Below are 15,278 nucleotides of genomic sequence, written 5' to 3' on the forward strand. Positions count from 1 at the left end.
TGCGTTATCACTCCTGCACCCAACGGGGCAGGCGCCAGGCGCCGGTCGGGATTGGAACAGGGCCGACCATGTGCCCGTCGGGGAAGCACCAGGGTCGAATGTCGGGGGACATTCGGCCCTTTTTTTGTCTTCGGGTTGAACGCGATCACACTTTGCGCAGGACGCCGCGCGTCGGAGCAACACCCGAAACGCAACGCTTCCACCTGGACACGGCGTCACCATTGGTCGCCCAGAATGGCGAAAGCCCCGCGTGACGGGGCTTTCGGGTGTAGGCGCCGATGCCGGACAAGGGCGGAACAGGGGGGATCCGAGATTCCTTGTCGGGCATCAGCATTGAAACGATAACTGATTACGTCGCATTGCGACGTTGTTTGTCAATAGCAGGCCCGCAATGCCCGGTCGACGCTTCCGGCTACTCGACCTGCCGCGAGGTACGCGCGCGCTCGATCATCCGATCGGAACGCGAATTGCGCGAACCCTGGCTGGGAGGAGCGGCCGGTCGACTGGGCATTGCGGCGGGGCGCGGCTGCGCTGGAACCGGATTGCGTATCACGGCCGAACTCGGTCGGTTGCCGGCGGGCGGCGTCGACCGCTGGATGCGCTCGCGCTGCAGGCGCTCATAGTCGCGCCATGGCGCACGATCGTTGCGTCCACCCGTGGGCGGGCGATAGCCGTGGTTGCCGCCATGGTTGCCGCCATAGCCGGGACGCACGATCACCACGGGCGGCCGGTAGTAACCGCCGCCGTAGCCATATCCGGGGTACCCGTATCCCGGATAGCGGTAGCCGGGATACCCATAGCGGTAGTTCAGGCTGCCGTAATACGCGGGATAGCGATAGTTGTTGTAGTAGCCGTCGCTGTACCGATAGCTCGTGGAGGGCTGGCCGTAGTAATAGCCGCCGCCGTCGTATTGGTAGCCGCTGCTGACGCAACCGCCCAACAAGCCGATCGCAAGCGCGGGGAGCAGGAGTTTGCGGAACATGCGTGGATCCCCCATTGATTGTTGGATCATACTGCGCTATAGCCGTTGAACTAGCGCTTAATCCCTCTTTGCCGCCGGACACCCTGCCGCAGGACAGCCGGCCGCCGGCGCCCGCGACTTCGGCTACGCTTGTCGGCATGAACAACGCCGACCCCGCCCAGACCACCGCCGCAACGCACACCGCGCCGGACTTTGACGCCGTGCTGACCGCCGCCTCGCGCATTGCGCCGCACATCAACCCGACCCCGGTGCTGCACGCCCGCACCCTGGATGCGATGGCCGGCTGCCGGTTGCTGTTCAAGTGCGAGAACCTGCAGCGCGCCGGCTCCTTCAAGTTCCGCGGCGCGTGCAATGCGGTCTTCTCACTGACCGACGCACAGGCTGCCCAAGGCGTGGTCACCCAGAGTTCGGGCAATCACGGCGGCGCGGTGGCGCTGGCATGCCGCGAGCGCGGCATTCCCGCCACCGTCGTGGTTCCGCGCGGCGCCTCGCGGGTCAAACTGGCGGCGATGGAAAGCTACGGCGCGCGGATTGTTCCGTGCGAGCCGACGCAGGCCTCGCGAGACGAGGTCACAGCGCGGGTACTGGAAGAGACCGGCGCGGTCCTGATCCACCCGTTCAACGATCCTCGGGTAATCGCCGGCCAGGGCACGGCCACGCTGGAAATGCTGCGCTTTGCGCCCGACATCGACACGGTCGTGGTACCGGTCAGCGGTGGCGGGCTGGTTTCCGGGACCGCATTGGCCGCCCTGGGCGTCGACCCGTCCATCCAGGTGTATGGCGCCGAGCCTGCCGGCGCGCGCGATGCCCACGATTCGCTCAAGCAGGGCGAGCGCGTCACCGGCCGGGTCGCCGACACGGTATGCGACGGACTTCGCGCCGAGCTGGGAACCCTCACCTACCCGCTGGTGCGCCAGCTGGTACGCGACATCCTGCTGGTGGAAGACACGCAGACCGTCGACGCCATGCTGCTGGTATGGGAGCGGATGAAGCTGGTGATCGAGCCCTCCGCGGCGATCGGCCTGGCCGCGGTGCTGGGAAATCCCGAGCTGTTTGCCGGTCGCACGGTCGGCATCGTGCTGTCCGGCGGCAACATCGACCTTTACGAGCTTTCGGAACTGCTTTCGCTCGCGTCGCGCAGCTGAAGCTTGAGCGTTCAGCCGCCTGAGGGCGGCGCCGTACGGGAAGCGATGGCCAGGTGACCGAGTCCTTCGGCCAGCAGGAGGCGGGCGACGGCGGCACGCTGCGCCAGGGGCTGCGCATGCAGGTCGTCGAGCAGCCAGCGGATGGAACGGCAACGCGCGTGGTGATCCGACCCGTTCAGGCCCGCAACGAAACCATCATTGAGCATCGCCGCGCGCACGCCGGCGGACTTCAGGCCCTGCCGGGCCGAGGCCTCGTCGAAGGGCTGCCGCGGCGACTGCATGGCGACGACGAACAGGTTCGCCACGGCGCCGGCAAAACGGCCGCTGTGCTCCGGCCCCAGCCGGTTGGCGACCTGGTTGAAGGTCGCCAGGCTGCGCTCGGCGGCCGGGTCGAACAACGGGCACAGCACCTCGGCCTCACGCGGATCGGACAGGCTGCTGCGCGCGACCTGGAACAGCTGGTCGATCGCCGGATCCGGTGCCCGCAGGAGCAACTCGTGGCCATCGGCGACCAGGGCGGACGGGTCAAACGCCCATTGCTCGACGGCTGCGGCAGGCGATTGCTGCGCGCGCACCGGCATCAGGCTGGTGGCGATCAGCGTGGCGACGGAGACCACCGCGGCGAGGGTCATCGGATGGAACATGGCGGGCGCTCACGGCTGTGCGGATGGACTCCGAATTTAAGCACGCGGGGCTGAACGCCGGGTTCCCCGCGTCGACGTTCCCATTCAGCCGCCGCGCTCGCTCCGCAGTGCGCGCACTGCCGGCGGGCTGCCCACCGCTGCGCGCGCGGCGATCCAGCTGAACACCGCGATGCCCGCCATCACCACCAGCGCGCCGTACAGGGCGCGTCCCTGCGGCCACGCCTCGCCCAGCAGGAGGACGCCCAGCACGGTCGCGAAAAGGATCTCGGCGGCCTGCATGGCTTCGGTCGCGGCCAGCGCGGTGGGGTTGTTGCGGACCATGCCGGTGGCCTGGAAGAACAGCACCGTGGCGATGACGCCCGCGCCCAACGCGACCGCGGCGGCAAACCAGACCTGCTCCATCGAAGGCGCCCCCGCCTGACCGGCAGCGAAGGCGGCGACCAGCCACCAGGCCGGCTGGCTGGCCAGGGTCAGCCCGAACACCCGCTGGGTGGCGTTGAGCTCCACGCCGCCTGATGAAGGCGCCACCCGCTCCAGGTGCAGCAGCAGGCCGCGGTTGCCGAGTGGATAGGCGACCGCGGCAACGGCGACACAGCCCAGCGCGATCCAGCCATCGCGATCGAGCCCGCCATCCTCGACACCGAACTGCATCATCAGCACGCCGGCAACCACGACCAGCCCCACCGCCATTGCCGGGCGTGGAATCCGGGCGCGCTCGTCGTTGTAGAGGAAGGGTGCGCAGAGCATGCCGGCGATCACGGTCAGCTGGAACGTGCCGGCCACCAGCCACGACGGCCCGCTCGCAGCGGCGTAGCTGAGGCCGAGGTAGAAGATCACGAAGCCGACGGTGCTCCAGCCCAGCCACGGCAGCGGGTCGGCCCGGATCGCGCGCCAGACCGGACCCATGCCACCCTGCCAGCGCATCAGCGGCACCATCAGCGGCAGGGTGATCAGGTAGCGCAGCGAGGCTGTCCACGCCCAGTGCCCGCCACCGGTCGCCGCCGCGCGGTTGAGCACGTAGGTGCAGGTGAAAAACAGCGCCGACAGCAGCGCGATCGCCACCGCCAGTAGGGCCCGGCGGCGCTGGGTGAGATCAGTCATGCCGCGAATCTACGCCATGCGGGCGGTGCCGGTCTCGCCCGCAGCTCAGCGCTTGCGCACGCGGATGCTGGACGCGGGCACCTGCACCTCATCGATGCCATCCACCCGGATCGGTGCTCCCGGCGGCGGACCCCAGGCGTGGGCGTAGATCGCCTCCAGCGTGACCGGCAACTGGCCATCGGCCTTGCGCATCGTCTCGTAGACATCCCCGGCGCGTGCAAATCGCTGCCGGCCGGTGAGGCTGCGCCGGCGGGCGGCCAGAGCGTTGGTGGCTCCCAGTCCCTGCAACCGCTGCATCAGGCTGGTCATATCGGGCTGGCCGAGGTGGAACTCGTCGCGGTCCAGTACCGGGTCCTTGAAGCCGGCGGCAATGAGGGCATCGCCAAACGGGCCAATGGCCGTGAAGGGGCTGACGTGCGGCGCCTCGTCGACCTCGGCGAAGGCCTGGCGCAGTTCGATCAGGGTATCCATGCCGAAGGTCGAGACCAGCATCAGTCCGCCGGGCTTGAGCACCCGGCGCATCCCGGCGAATACCGCCGGCAGGTCCTCGACCCACTGCAGGCACAGGTTGGAATACAGCACATCGACGCTGCGATCGGCCAGCGGCAGCGCTCGCGCATCCGCCGCCACCGCAACCGGGCGTGGCGCGAAGGGATTGAACCGGAAGCCACCGCCGTGGCCGCGGACCTGGGCGAGCATCCCCGGCGCGACGTCGAGCGCGAGCACGCGCGCCCTGGGCCAGCGCTTTTGAAGGAGCGTGGCCATGTGTCCGGGGCCTGCGCCCAGGTCGACCACCACTTCGGGCGTCGGCAACGCCAGCGCCGGATCATCCAGGTAGTCCAGCGAGTCGGCCAGCCGCGAGCCGATCTCGCGCTGCACCTCGTCCAGACCCGTATAGCTGTCGGCCGCACGCGAGAAAGCCCGGCGGATCTGCCGGTAGTCGAACAGCGCGCTCATGCCGTGGCTCCGTTTGCGGATGCTTGCAGGAAGTCGTCGATGGCGCCGGCGACCTCGTCGGGCGCTCCCAGGAACGGCGCGTGCCCGGCGCTGGCGATCTCGATGCTGCGACCGGCGGGCGACAGCGCCGCCGCGGCTGCCATCGCGGCTGGCGGCACGAGGCGATCGCGGCGGCCGGAAATCCACAGACTGGGAACGCGCAAGGCCGGCAACTCGGCGCGCAGGTCCTGCTGGTCCAGCAGTTGCAGACCTTGCTGGAGCGCGGCCGGCGACGGCTCGCCGCGCTCGAACGCCTGCAGCCTCAGCTTGCGCAGCTCCTCCTGGGCGCTGTTTGATCCGAGTGCCTCGAGGGCCAGAAAGCCGTCCAGGGTGCCGCGGAAGTCCTGTGCCAGCGCATTGCCGAAGTCGCCAAACAGGTTCGGCCCAACTCCGTGCGGCCAGTCGGCGCCGTGCACGAAGCGCGGCGAGGACGCGATCAGCACCAGCGCGCGCACCCGCTCGGGATGATCCAGCGCAGCCCTCATCGACACCAGTCCTCCCAGCGACCAGCCCAGCCAGGCCGCGTCGGGAATGCGCGCAACCAGCTCGGTCGCCAGGGGTGCCGGATCCAGGGACGCGTCGCTGTCGCGCGAGTGGCCGTGACCGGGCAGGTCTACCAGATGCAGGGTGTAGCGCTCGGCGAGGCGGTCCACCAGCGGTCCGAAGAGGCCGCTGTGCATCGCCCAGCCGTGGATCAGGCCGAGCGCCGGGCCTCGCCCGCGGGTTTCGATATGCATGGAATGCTCTGTGGATTCATGAAGTGACACCGCGACTGATGGCGGCCACGCGGGCCTCGGCGCGGGCGCGATCGCGGGCGCCGGACATGGCCTCGAGCAGGCCGTCGATATCAGCCGGGGCGTGCAGCGCGGACAGGGTGATGTGCAGGCGGGCCTGGCCTTCGCCGAACGTCGGCGACGCAGCCGCTTCCACCCAATAGCCGACGCGCTGAAGAGCGGCCGCCATCGATGCCGCGCACGCATCATCACCGACCAGCAGAGGCTGGATCGGGGTCTGCGAGTCGAGCAGGGTCAAGCCGGCGCGCTGGGCACGCTCGCGGAAATGCGCAACCAGCTCGGCCAACTTCTCCCGTCGCCAATGATCCTTCCGGGCCAGCTTGAGCGCAGCCAGTCCGGCCGCCGCCTGCGCGGGCGGCAAGGCCGTGGTGAATCGATAGGGGCGCGCGGTTTCGGCGAGGTGCTCGATCAGCTCATGGGTGCCGGCCACCACCGCGCCCTGCCCGCCCAGCGCCTTGCCCAGGCTGGCCAGTTGCAGCGGTACCTGATCCACGCCCAGATCGGCGGCGGCAACGCTGCCGCGTCCTTCCGGACCGACCACGCCGATCCCGTGCGCGTCGTCGACGTAGAGCAGCGCGTGCTGGACGCGGGCGACCAGCGCCAGTTGCCGCAACGGGGCAATGTCGCCGTCCGCGCTGAAGACGCCTTCGGTGGCGACCATCGCCACTCCGTCGGGCATGCTGCGCAACTGCCGGATCGCGCCCTCCGGATCGCCATGCGGGTAGCGGCGCAGGTGGCAGCCGGCCAGGCGGGCGGCGTCGACCAGGCTGCCGTGGTTGAACGCGTCCTGGGCGCAGACGTCGTCCTCGCCGAGCAGTGACTGCAGGACCGCCAGGTTGGCCAGGTAACGGCTGCCGAACAACAGGGCGCGCGGCGTGCCCAGCCAGTCGGCGACCTCCTCCTCCAGCCGCTCGTGGGTCTGATGCCGGCCACAGGCCAGGTGCGATCCGGAGCCACCGGCCCCCTGCGCGGCCACGGCGTCCTGCAACGCACCGATCACCGCGTAATGCTGGGACAGGCCGAGATAGTCGTCGCTGCAGAAGTTCAGCAGCTCGCGGCCGTCGACGCTGCAGCGCGCGCCGTCACGATGGCTGACCGCGCAGCGGGCGTGGCTGCCCGACGCATCGGCGCGTTGCGCCCGGATCGCGTCAATTCGCTCGCCCCAGAATGCGCGCGCCACGGCTCAGCGCTTCACGCCGGCCACTGATCGCGGCGGATGGGACGTTGCAGGCGCGTCGTTGACGCGGTGATCGAAGCTGTCGCTCTGGATGATGTCGGCGTGCACTGTTCCCCCCGGACTCGTGGCCGTAGGGGTCACATTATCGTCCTTTCCGGGCATCGGCATCGCCCGCAGGCCGAGGCGGTCGAACAGCGCGCGGTCATGGTCGGTGCCCGGGTTCGCGGTGGTCAGCAGTTTCTCACCGTGGAAGATCGAGTTGGCACCGGCAAGGAAGCACAGCGCCTGCAGCTCATCGCTCATCTGCTCGCGCCCCGCCGACAGGCGCACCATTGACCGGGGCATCAGCAGTCTCGCCACGGCGATGGTGCGGGCGAACTCGAACGGGTCCAGCTCGGCCAGCGCGTCATCGTCCGCCAGCGGCGTACCGGCGACCTTGACCAGGCGATTGATCGGCACGGAGTCGGGATGGGCGGGCAGGTTGGCCAGCGCCTGCAGCAGTCCGGCGCGCTGCTCCCGCGACTCGCCCATGCCGACGATGCCGCCGCAGCAGGTCTTCAGGCCGGCGTCGCGGACGAGGGCCAGCGTATCCAGTCGATCCTGATAACCGCGGGTCTGGATCACCTCGCCGTAGAACTCCGGGGCGGTGTCCAGATTGTGGTTGTAGTAGTCCAGTCCGGCATCCCTGAGCGACTCCGCCTGGTGGCCGCTGAGCATGCCCAGCGTCGCGCAGGTCTCCAGCCCGAGCGCCTTCACGCCGCGGATCATCTCGGCGACCTTGGGAATGTCGCGGTCGGCCGGCGAACGCCACGCCGCACCCATGCAGAAGCGAGAGGCGCCGGCATCGCGCGCGGCGCGCGCACGCTGGAGCACCGCGTCGGTGGACATCAGCTTCTGCGCGTCCACGCCCGTGTGGTAGCGCTGGGCCTGCGGGCAGTAGGCGCAGTCCTCGGGGCAACCGCCGGTCTTCACCGACAACAGGGTGCTGACCTGGACCTCGGCCGGATTGAAATGCGCACGGTGGACGCTCGCCGCGCGGAACAGCAGCTCGGTAAACGGCAGCTCGAACAGGGCAAGCACTTCACTGCGCGACCAGTCATTGCGGAGGGCATCGGGCACATCGGCGGAAATGCTGGCTTCACTGACACGGGACATGGCGGTTTTCCGGCTGACGGCGCGATGAGGGGCCGGGCAGTCTGGAAAGCAACGCTCGGGACTGTCAACACATGGCGATCAGCACGGTGGGGCGAAACGGGGGTGGCGCGCTGGCCCGGTTGAGAGGCCGACTTGCGAGCGCGCTGTGGCCCGGGAACTGCCTGGCCTGCGGCGCGGACGGGGAGCAAGGTTGCGATCTGTGCCCGCTGTGCGAGGCGGCAATCCCCTGGCATCCGGGTGCCTGCCGGCGCTGTGCGTTGCCGCTGGCCGCTGAGAAGGCCAACACGACAAACCCACACGACACCGCGTCGGCGACGTGCGCGAGCTGCCTGGCCGAACCCCCACCGCTGGTCGAGGTGCGCGCCGCCTGCACCTATGGCGCACCGCTGGACCGACTCGCGCCGCGCTTCAAGTTCCACGGCGACCTGGCCGCCGGGCGGGTGCTGAGCGCGCTGATGGTGCAGGCGTTCGCCGCGCTGCCACGACCCGATGCGATCGTGCCGGTGCCCCTGCACCGCTCCCGCCTGCGCCAGCGGGGCTATGACCAGGCGCTGGAGCTGGCCCGTCCGCTGGCTAGCGCGTTGGGGGTACCGCTGCTCGACGGCGCGCTGCTGCGCGCGATTGCCACGAGTCCGCAATCGCGGTTGGACGCGGCCGATCGGAGGTACAACGTGGAGGATGCGTTCGACGTCCGGCCGCGCGTTGACCTGCCGGCCCACGTGGTGCTGGTCGACGACGTCATGACCACCGGAGCCACGCTTCATTCGGCGGCGCAGTGCCTGTACCGGGCCGGCGCAGTACGGGTGGATGCGTGGGTTGCCGCGCGGGTTCCGTGACATTTGACAGGCGTCGCCGCGCGCGCCTAGATGGGGCCATCTTCTATCGGGAAATCGTCATGGTGATTGGCCGCAGCTGGTGGGTACTGGTGTTGTTTGGCGTGATCGCCGTGGGGTTCGGAATCATCTCGCTGGTCTCACCGGCCGCCACCGCGGTGGCGATGGTCTGGGCGTTCGGCGTGATGGCCATCGCCGAGGGGGTGATCAGTCTGTTTGCACTGATTTCCGGAAACTCGCGGATCTCACGTGGCTGGCTCGCCCTGTATTCGCTCAGCTCGCTTGCCTTCGGTGTGCTCGCGGTGCTCAACCCGCTGCAGATGGCGAGCGTCCTGTTGCTGCTGCTGGCCGCCTGGCTGCTGGTCGCGGGCGTGTTCCGCATCGCCCTGGCGATCCGGATCCGCAAGCACATCCGCGGTGAGTGGCTGATCGCGCTGAGCGGCCTGCTGGCGATCGCGCTGGCGGTGCTTTTCGTGGCCTACCCGCTGGCCGGACTTGCCACCATCGCGATCTGGATCGGTCTGGGAGCGTTGCTGTACGGCGCGTTGCAGATCTGGGTCGGACTGAAACTGCGCAGGTTCGCCACCCGCCTCTAGCCTGGGAATCTTCCGGGACAATCGGTCGTGGGAATCAGATCGTCAGGATCAGGCCGTCCGGGTCTGGCCGTGAGGATCCGCCCGCGACGATCGGGCGGGGACTCAGGCGCGCTGCATCCACAGGTCCAGCGCGATTCCGGCAAACACTGCCATCCCCACCCAGTGGTTGTGCACGAACGCGCGGAACAGCGGTCCGCGCTCGCGGGTGCGGCTGATCCAGAACTCCCACGCCACCAGCACGACGGCGACGGCCAGCCCGGCCAGGTACCAGGCGCCCAGCCCGGCACGCTGGCCCACCAGCAGCAGGGCGGCGAAGAACAGCGCGTAGATCACACCCTGGATGACCAGATCCAGGTCGCCGAACAGGACCGCGGTGGATTTGGCGCCCAGTTTGATGTCGTCCTCGCGGTCGACCATCGCGTACCACGTGTCGTAGCCCGTGGACCACAGGATGTTGGCCACGTACAACAGCCACGCCAGCGGCGGGACCTCGCCGGTCACCGCCGCAAATGCCATCGGGATCGCCCAGCCAAACGACATGCCCAGGTAGACCTGCGGGAGGTGCGTGTAGCGCTTCAGGTAGGGATAGCTGGCCGCCAGCACCAGGCCGACCAGGCTGAGCCAGACGGTCAGCGTGGTCATCGTCAACACGAGTGCGAACGCGGCCAGCATCAGCACGGCGAACAGCGCCAAAGCCTCGCGTCCTCGCACCGCGCCGGTCGCCAGCGGGCGCTCGCGGGTGCGCTCGACATGCGGGTCCAGCCAGCGGTCGGCGTAGTCGTTGATCACGCAGCCGGCCGAACGCGTCAGCCACACCCCGGCGGTGAACACGAACCACGTCCACATCGGCGGCACGCCCCCGGCCGCCAGCCACAGCCCCCACCAGGTCGGCCAGAGCAGCAGCAACCAGCCGATCGGGCGGTCGTTGCGGGTCAGCTGCCAGTACAGGCGCAGGCGGGTCTTCCACGCAGGCACCTGGGCCGGCTCGAAACGCTCGTAGTTCATTGTGCAATTATGGGCGATGACGCGCGGCCGGGTTTGGGGCTAGAATGCGCTCCCCGTGCGGTCTTCGCATGCGGCCCAAGATGCGCCTGTAGCTCAGCTGGATAGAGTAGTGGCTTCCGAAGCCATTGGTCGGGGGTTCGAATCCCTCCAGGCGCACCATCTCCGGCGGACCGCCACATCCCTTCCCCTTTTCCTTCGAACCGGGCGCAACGTTACCGGCAGGCACGGGCCCGGCCGCGGTCGAAGTGGAAGTGGTCGGCGTGGGCGCTGTTGTAGTCCGGCCCGAGAACGGCATCGAAGTAGCGGCAGGCGCCGTCGTGTACCGCACGCAGGAAGCGCGCCGCGGGAGTCAGATTGTCGTTTGGGGCGTTTTGAGGATCCGCAACGCCGCCAGGCACATCCTCGCGCGAATCGGTTTCCGATCCGACCGATCCCCAATCGTTGACCACGTTGACCCGCCGGCCGTCATCCATGACAAAGGCGGCAATGTCGAGCGCATCCGCACTTGCGTGTTGACTGCGGGCCCCCGTCGTCCGGCCGTACAGGTTCCGGCAGGCATATGAGCCGAAATGCTCGATTCGCACGACCTTCGCATCCAATTCCGTCGCCGCGGCCTGCTGCAGTACATGGCGCTCCCACATCGCCAGCGACAATGCGGCGCGGCAACTCAGCGAGAACGGAGCGTTGACGGCGACGCTGCTCCGGGTGATGGCCACCGCATTCTCGAAACCGCAACCCGGACCTGTGACGCGGTCTTCCAGTGGCGTCCACGCCATCTGCGCGTCGGCCAGAGCTGCCCTGCACGCTTCAGGATCGCTCGACGTCCGCGACAGCTTGAAGCCGGTCAGCAGGTTTGGCGGTTCGTCGATCTGCAGGGGCGCCAACGGGTTCCACGCATCGGGTATCGCGATCCCGCCTGATTCCACGGCCCACCAGCCCAGCAGGATCGCCAGCAGGAAGAGCAACCAGATGCGTCGCGCGGTGCTTGCGGTGTCGGTCATGAGCCGACTGTGGGTGATCGGTCGTCAGCCGGGCGTCGTCATCAGGCACGCTACACGCCGCTGCGCGTACGCTTCCCCGATGTGCGGACGTGACAGCCAGTTCTTTACGTGGCGCGAGATCCACGCGTTCTCCGGCGGCCTTGCGGTGAGCACGCCGGAGCAGGATCCCGAGCCCAACTACAACCGCGCGCCGACCCAGGCCGGGTGGGTGCTCGTCGCCGACGGTGACGGGGCCGTCGCCACGGAAATGCGTTGGGGCCTGCTGCCGTCGTGGGCAAAGGACACGCGGCTGGCGTACAGCACGATCAATGCGCGCTGTGAAACGGCGGCCACCAAGCCGGTGTTCCGGGCGGCGTGGAAGCAGCGCCGGGGACTGGTGCCCAGCTCGGGCTACTACGAATGGCGGATGGAAGATGGCGCCAAACAGCCCTACTTCATCCACGCGCGAAACTCGCCGGTATTGTTCTTTGCCGGACTGTGGGAGCAGCGCGGCGAGCTGCTCACTTACAGCATCGTCACTCGCGACGCGGATCCGGCGATCGCCCATCTGCATGACCGCATGCCATTGATGCTCTCCGGCGATCTGCTGGGCGAGTGGATCGGGGGTTCACCGGAAGACGCGGCGCAGATCGCGTTGTCGGCAAGTACACCCGAGCTGGAATGGCATGCGGTGGAGCGGGCCGTGGGCAACGTTCGCAGTAGCGGTCCGCAGCTTGTGCTTCCCAAGATTGCGTGAAGGCCCCCGCATTGATTGTCCGGACATTAGGCAACACACTCGGGACTCCTGAAAGGAGGCGCCGTATGACGCACCACGTATCTGTCCTGGCACTTTCACTGGCACTGGCCGCCTCGCCGCACGCGGCGGCGAGCCCCGCGGATGACGACACCAACGTCGCACCGCTGCCGGACGGCGGCCGGTTCGGCGCGGGTGTGCACCGGTTCTCAGCGTCCGTCATCGACGGAGGTGATTTCGTCCGGACGGCCGACGGGATCGAGCCGGCCTCGGTGGAGATCCGCGGACGCGACGGGCTGGTGATCGACGGTGGCACCTTCCGCACCGCGCATCCGGTCGACCTGACCCGCGGGGTCGAGTTGGGCCGTGGCAAGAGCATCTCGCTTTACAACAAGACACATCCGGAGGCCTCCGGAGCTGGAGCGTCGCGCGCGCCTCGGGCTGGTTACCAGCTCTACACCGCAGCGCAGGTGAGTGAATTCTTTGCCAATGGCGATGCCGAGCGGATCCGCAGTGCGTTTACGTCGGCCGACGCAAATGATGTGCCGCCTGAGCCACTGACCGAGATGGCGGTGCTGGCTGCGCTGGGGGCAGCCAGCTCCGTAATGCGCGCGCGCGATCAGAGCGCTTGGAAGCTGACCGCCGACAGCGGCGATCTTGTGGTGAACGACGGGGTGCTCGACTTCAACTCGCTCAACCAGAACCTGATCGCGGCCCGCGACGGCAAGCTTGTTTGGAATGGCGGGGATCTGTCGTCGCGCGGCGGCGGCGGCGAGACCACGCTGCAGGGCACCCGCGGCATTGAACTTCTGGGAGGCAGCATCAGCAGTGCCGGCGCCGTGAATGGGACTGTCAGCCCCATCTACTACGATCCGCGGCAGCGACTTGACCGCGATCGCTGGACGCTGGGCAAGTATTTGGCGCTGGTCACCGACGGTGACATAGACATTGGTAGCGCAGGAACGCCGGGTCCTGCAATCCGGGTATCGGACGGCATGGTGCAGATCATGCGGGCATCCAAGCCGTCAGGCGACGGCGCTACCAGGCCTCCGGCTCCGAGCGTCAACCTGCGATCGGGTTCCATCAGCCTTCATGGCGAGCACCGCTCGACTTTGCTGGCGCTGGGCGCCGACGTGACCACGGTCATCGGCGGCGGCACGCTGAGTGTCTCCAGCAGCCAGTCGCTGATTGATACACCAACTGAAAGTCCGTCCATGTGGAACATGCAGACTGTGCTGGAGGACGGCACGATCAACCTGGACAACGGCCAGCTGATCGGTGCGGACAGCGCGATCAAGGGCGGGGTGGTGAACCTGACGGGACTGTCGGCGATCTACAGCCCCATGGGGGCGCTGACGATCTCCGGCGGAGCGATCAACGTCGACCCGCAGTCGTTCATCGGCGCGATCAAGGGTGACAGCAAGGCGCGCTCGCCATACCCCACCGCGCAGCAGGATATGGTCATCGACGGCGGCACGCTTAACTTCCGCATCGTCGCGCCGGAGCCCGGCGAGCCACTGGTCGTGGGCACCCACATCGGCGGGATCTTCGCTGGTGACAACAACCCCGCCAAGAAGAGCGAGCCTACGCTGACGATCGGCAAGGGCACCCGCATCATCGTCGACACCGGAAACCTGCTGGCGGGCAGCTACCGGATTGCCGACTTCGCATCGGTCGATGATGGCGATGGCACGCTGGCAATTGCCGCGGCGGTGCCGGTGCATGATCCCACCGGCGCGGTCATCGGGTCGCTTGCTACCGACGGAAGCCTCGCACTGCAGCTGAACTAGCGCGCCCGGGCTCTGTCCACGCACAAAAATGCCGCCCTCGAAGGGCGGCATTTTCATGGTCTTGACTTGCGGTTGCGGCCCAGCGGGATCAGCGGCGTATGGATCAGAACGCGTTGATCCCCGTCAGCTCACGACCCACCACCAGCTGGTGGATGGTCTCGGTGCCCTCGTAGGTGATCACCGACTCCAGATTCATCGCGTGACGGATCGCGCAATGCTCGGTGGTGATACCTGCGCCACCGAGAAGGTCGCGGCACTGGCGGGCGATGTCGATCGCCATCCGGCAGTTGTTCCACTTCGCCAGGCTGACCTGGGTCGGCGCCATCGTGCCGGCATCCTTCATCCGGCCCAGCTGGACCACCAGCAGTTGCGCCATGGTGATGCGGCGAGCCATGTCGGCCATCTTCAGCTGCGCACTCTGGGTGGCCGCGACGGGGCGGTCAAACAGGATGCGCTCCCCGGTGTATCCCAGCACTTCGTCCAGGCAGGCAATCGCCGCGCCGATCGGGCCCCAGGTGATGCCGTAGCGGGCCTGGGTCAGGCAGCCCAGCGGGCCCTTCAGGCCTTTCACGTTGGGCAGGCGGTTGGCTTCGGGCACGCGCACGTTGTCAAAAAACAGGCCGCTGGTGACCGAGGCGCGCAGACTCATCTTGTGATTGATCTCCTGGGCCGCAAACCCCTTCATGCCCTTCTCGACGATGAAGCCCTGGATGCCGTCATCGGTCTGCGCCCAGACGATCGCGATGTCGGCCAGGTTGCCGTTGGTGATCCACATCTTGCTGCCGTTGAGGACCCAGTCGCCGCCGTCCTTTTTGGCGCTCGTCTTCATGTTGGCCGGGTCGGAGCCGCCGTGCGGCTCGGTCAGGCCGAAGCAGCCGATGGTCTCGCCGCGCGACATCGAGGGCAGCCAGCGCTGCTTTTGCTCCTCGGTTCCATAGGCGAAGATCGGGTACATGCACAGCGAGGACTGCACCGAGACAAAGCTGCGGATGCCGCTGTCGCCGCGCTCCAGCTCCTGGCAGATCAGGCCGTAGGACACCGAATTCAGGCCACCACCGCCGTATTCCTCCGGCAGGGAGGAGCCCAGCAGGCCCAGCTCGGCGATCTCGGGAATCAGCTCGCGCGGGAAGCGGCCTTCATCGAAGGCGTCGCCGATGATCGGCAGCACGCGCTCGTCGGTGAACCGCGCCACCGTGTCCTGCACGGCGCGCTCCTCCTCGGTCAGCAGGGAACGGGTGTCGTACAGGTCGTAGGGATTGAGGGACATGGTCTTTCTTCTTGTCGGGAAGGCTAGCGTGGCGCAGCCGGATTCGAGGGGGAGGGGGT

The 15,278-nt window shown here is 68.0% G+C and carries 15 protein-coding genes and 1 tRNA gene; 6 read left to right on the forward strand and 10 right to left on the reverse strand.

All coding sequences use genetic code 11. The features are described from left to right. Positions 1-412: 412 nt before the first annotated feature. Positions 413-982, reverse strand: a complete 570-nt coding sequence (locus INQ42_RS12215) for a hypothetical protein (RefSeq protein WP_194034503.1) — start codon at positions 980-982, stop codon at positions 413-415. Between the two features lie 137 nt (positions 983-1,119). Here INQ42_RS12215 and INQ42_RS12220 point away from each other — a divergent pair, with 137 nt between their 5' ends. Then, the gene (locus tag INQ42_RS12220) at positions 1,120-2,127 is read left to right on the forward strand and encodes a pyridoxal-phosphate dependent enzyme (RefSeq protein ID WP_194034504.1); all 1,008 of its coding nucleotides are present in this window, start codon (positions 1,120-1,122) and stop codon (positions 2,125-2,127) included. An 11-nt stretch (positions 2,128-2,138) separates the two neighbouring features. Here the strand turns inward: INQ42_RS12220 and INQ42_RS12225 are convergent, their stop codons facing one another. From INQ42_RS12225 to bioB, 6 genes are all read right to left on the reverse strand, one after another. After that, positions 2,139-2,771 carry a hypothetical protein gene (locus tag INQ42_RS12225; RefSeq protein WP_194034505.1) on the reverse strand — a complete coding sequence of 211 codons (633 nt, stop codon included), beginning with the start codon at positions 2,769-2,771 and terminating at the stop codon, positions 2,139-2,141. Between the two features lie 84 nt (positions 2,772-2,855). Next, positions 2,856-3,872: a multidrug resistance efflux transporter family protein gene (locus INQ42_RS12230; RefSeq protein ID WP_194034506.1), complete on the reverse strand. Its 1,017-nt coding sequence runs from the start codon at positions 3,870-3,872 to the stop codon at positions 2,856-2,858. Positions 3,873-3,917: 45 nt separating this feature from the next. Then, positions 3,918-4,829: a methyltransferase domain-containing protein gene (locus tag INQ42_RS12235; protein WP_194034507.1), complete on the reverse strand. Its 912-nt coding sequence runs from the start codon at positions 4,827-4,829 to the stop codon at positions 3,918-3,920. Beyond that, positions 4,826-5,605 carry a pimeloyl-ACP methyl ester esterase BioH gene (bioH, locus tag INQ42_RS12240; protein WP_194034508.1) on the reverse strand — a complete coding sequence of 260 codons (780 nt, stop codon included), beginning with the start codon at positions 5,603-5,605 and terminating at the stop codon, positions 4,826-4,828. The genes INQ42_RS12235 and bioH overlap by 4 nt, the downstream gene beginning before the upstream one ends. A gap of 16 nt (positions 5,606-5,621) precedes the next feature. Further along, positions 5,622-6,842: an 8-amino-7-oxononanoate synthase gene (locus tag INQ42_RS12245; RefSeq protein ID WP_194034509.1), complete on the reverse strand. Its 1,221-nt coding sequence runs from the start codon at positions 6,840-6,842 to the stop codon at positions 5,622-5,624. Positions 6,843-6,845: 3 nt separating this feature from the next. After that, positions 6,846-7,958, reverse strand: coding sequence for a biotin synthase BioB (gene bioB / locus INQ42_RS12250; RefSeq protein WP_194035896.1), 1,113 nt, complete (start codon positions 7,956-7,958; stop codon positions 6,846-6,848). 107 nt (positions 7,959-8,065) lie between these two features. On the opposite strand from bioB, the gene INQ42_RS12255 reads away from it, so the two are divergent. Together INQ42_RS12255 and INQ42_RS12260 are read left to right on the forward strand one after the other, a co-directional pair. Then, positions 8,066-8,830, forward strand: coding sequence for a ComF family protein (locus tag INQ42_RS12255; RefSeq protein ID WP_228064374.1), 765 nt, complete (start codon positions 8,066-8,068; stop codon positions 8,828-8,830). A 59-nt stretch (positions 8,831-8,889) separates the two neighbouring features. Beyond that, the gene (locus INQ42_RS12260; RefSeq protein ID WP_194034510.1) at positions 8,890-9,423 is read left to right on the forward strand and encodes an HdeD family acid-resistance protein; all 534 of its coding nucleotides are present in this window, start codon (positions 8,890-8,892) and stop codon (positions 9,421-9,423) included. A 102-nt stretch (positions 9,424-9,525) separates the two neighbouring features. Here INQ42_RS12260 and ubiA read toward each other — a convergent pair whose 3' ends face one another. After that, entirely contained in the window at positions 9,526-10,428 is a 903-nt protein-coding gene (ubiA, locus tag INQ42_RS12265; RefSeq protein WP_194034511.1) for a 4-hydroxybenzoate octaprenyltransferase, read from the reverse strand. Between the two features lie 82 nt (positions 10,429-10,510). Here ubiA and INQ42_RS12270 point away from each other — a divergent pair. Then, a tRNA-Arg gene (locus INQ42_RS12270) sits at positions 10,511-10,587 on the forward strand. A gap of 53 nt (positions 10,588-10,640) precedes the next feature. On the opposite strand, the gene INQ42_RS12275 is transcribed toward INQ42_RS12270, so the two are convergent. Next, positions 10,641-11,429 carry an extensin-like domain-containing protein gene (locus INQ42_RS12275; RefSeq protein ID WP_194034512.1) on the reverse strand — a complete coding sequence of 263 codons (789 nt, stop codon included), beginning with the start codon at positions 11,427-11,429 and terminating at the stop codon, positions 10,641-10,643. Positions 11,430-11,508: 79 nt separating this feature from the next. Between INQ42_RS12275 and INQ42_RS12280 the strand changes: the two genes are divergently transcribed. Together INQ42_RS12280 and INQ42_RS12285 are read left to right on the forward strand one after the other, a co-directional pair. After that, positions 11,509-12,165 carry an SOS response-associated peptidase gene (locus INQ42_RS12280; RefSeq protein ID WP_194034513.1) on the forward strand — a complete coding sequence of 219 codons (657 nt, stop codon included), beginning with the start codon at positions 11,509-11,511 and terminating at the stop codon, positions 12,163-12,165. A 65-nt stretch (positions 12,166-12,230) separates the two neighbouring features. Then, the gene (locus INQ42_RS12285; protein ID WP_194034514.1) at positions 12,231-13,952 is read left to right on the forward strand and encodes a hypothetical protein; all 1,722 of its coding nucleotides are present in this window, start codon (positions 12,231-12,233) and stop codon (positions 13,950-13,952) included. Between the two features lie 103 nt (positions 13,953-14,055). Here INQ42_RS12285 and INQ42_RS12290 read toward each other — a convergent pair whose 3' ends face one another. Beyond that, positions 14,056-15,219 carry an acyl-CoA dehydrogenase family protein gene (locus INQ42_RS12290; protein WP_194034515.1) on the reverse strand — a complete coding sequence of 388 codons (1,164 nt, stop codon included), beginning with the start codon at positions 15,217-15,219 and terminating at the stop codon, positions 14,056-14,058. Positions 15,220-15,278 lie beyond the last annotated feature (59 nt).

Source organism: Lysobacter avium (genome assembly GCF_015209745.1).
Taxonomy (GTDB): Bacteria; Pseudomonadota; Gammaproteobacteria; order Xanthomonadales; family Xanthomonadaceae; genus Novilysobacter; species Novilysobacter avium.

Bases quoted from the DNA above. Each gene is read 5' to 3' on its own strand.
- INQ42_RS12215 (WP_194034503.1), bottom strand. From the start codon at position 982: ATGTTCCGCAAACTCCTGCTCCCCGCGCTTGCGATCGGCTTGTTGGGC.
- INQ42_RS12230 (WP_194034506.1), bottom strand. From the start codon at position 3,872: ATGACTGATCTCACCCAGCGCCGCCGGGCCCTACTGGCGGTGGCGATC.
- ubiA (WP_194034511.1), bottom strand. From the start codon at position 10,428: ATGAACTACGAGCGTTTCGAGCCGGCCCAGGTGCCTGCGTGGAAGACC.
- INQ42_RS12260 (WP_194034510.1), top strand. From the start codon at position 8,890: ATGGTGATTGGCCGCAGCTGGTGGGTACTGGTGTTGTTTGGCGTGATC.
- INQ42_RS12235 (WP_194034507.1), bottom strand. From the start codon at position 4,829: ATGAGCGCGCTGTTCGACTACCGGCAGATCCGCCGGGCTTTCTCGCGT.
- INQ42_RS12225 (WP_194034505.1), bottom strand. From the start codon at position 2,771: ATGTTCCATCCGATGACCCTCGCCGCGGTGGTCTCCGTCGCCACGCTG.
- INQ42_RS12275 (WP_194034512.1), bottom strand. From the start codon at position 11,429: ATGACCGACACCGCAAGCACCGCGCGACGCATCTGGTTGCTCTTCCTG.
- INQ42_RS12280 (WP_194034513.1), top strand. From the start codon at position 11,509: ATGTGCGGACGTGACAGCCAGTTCTTTACGTGGCGCGAGATCCACGCG.
- INQ42_RS12285 (WP_194034514.1), top strand. From the start codon at position 12,231: ATGACGCACCACGTATCTGTCCTGGCACTTTCACTGGCACTGGCCGCC.
- INQ42_RS12220 (WP_194034504.1), top strand. From the start codon at position 1,120: ATGAACAACGCCGACCCCGCCCAGACCACCGCCGCAACGCACACCGCG.
- bioH (WP_194034508.1), bottom strand. From the start codon at position 5,605: ATGCATATCGAAACCCGCGGGCGAGGCCCGGCGCTCGGCCTGATCCAC.
- INQ42_RS12255 (WP_228064374.1), top strand. From the start codon at position 8,066: ATGGCGATCAGCACGGTGGGGCGAAACGGGGGTGGCGCGCTGGCCCGG.
- INQ42_RS12290 (WP_194034515.1), bottom strand. From the start codon at position 15,219: ATGTCCCTCAATCCCTACGACCTGTACGACACCCGTTCCCTGCTGACC.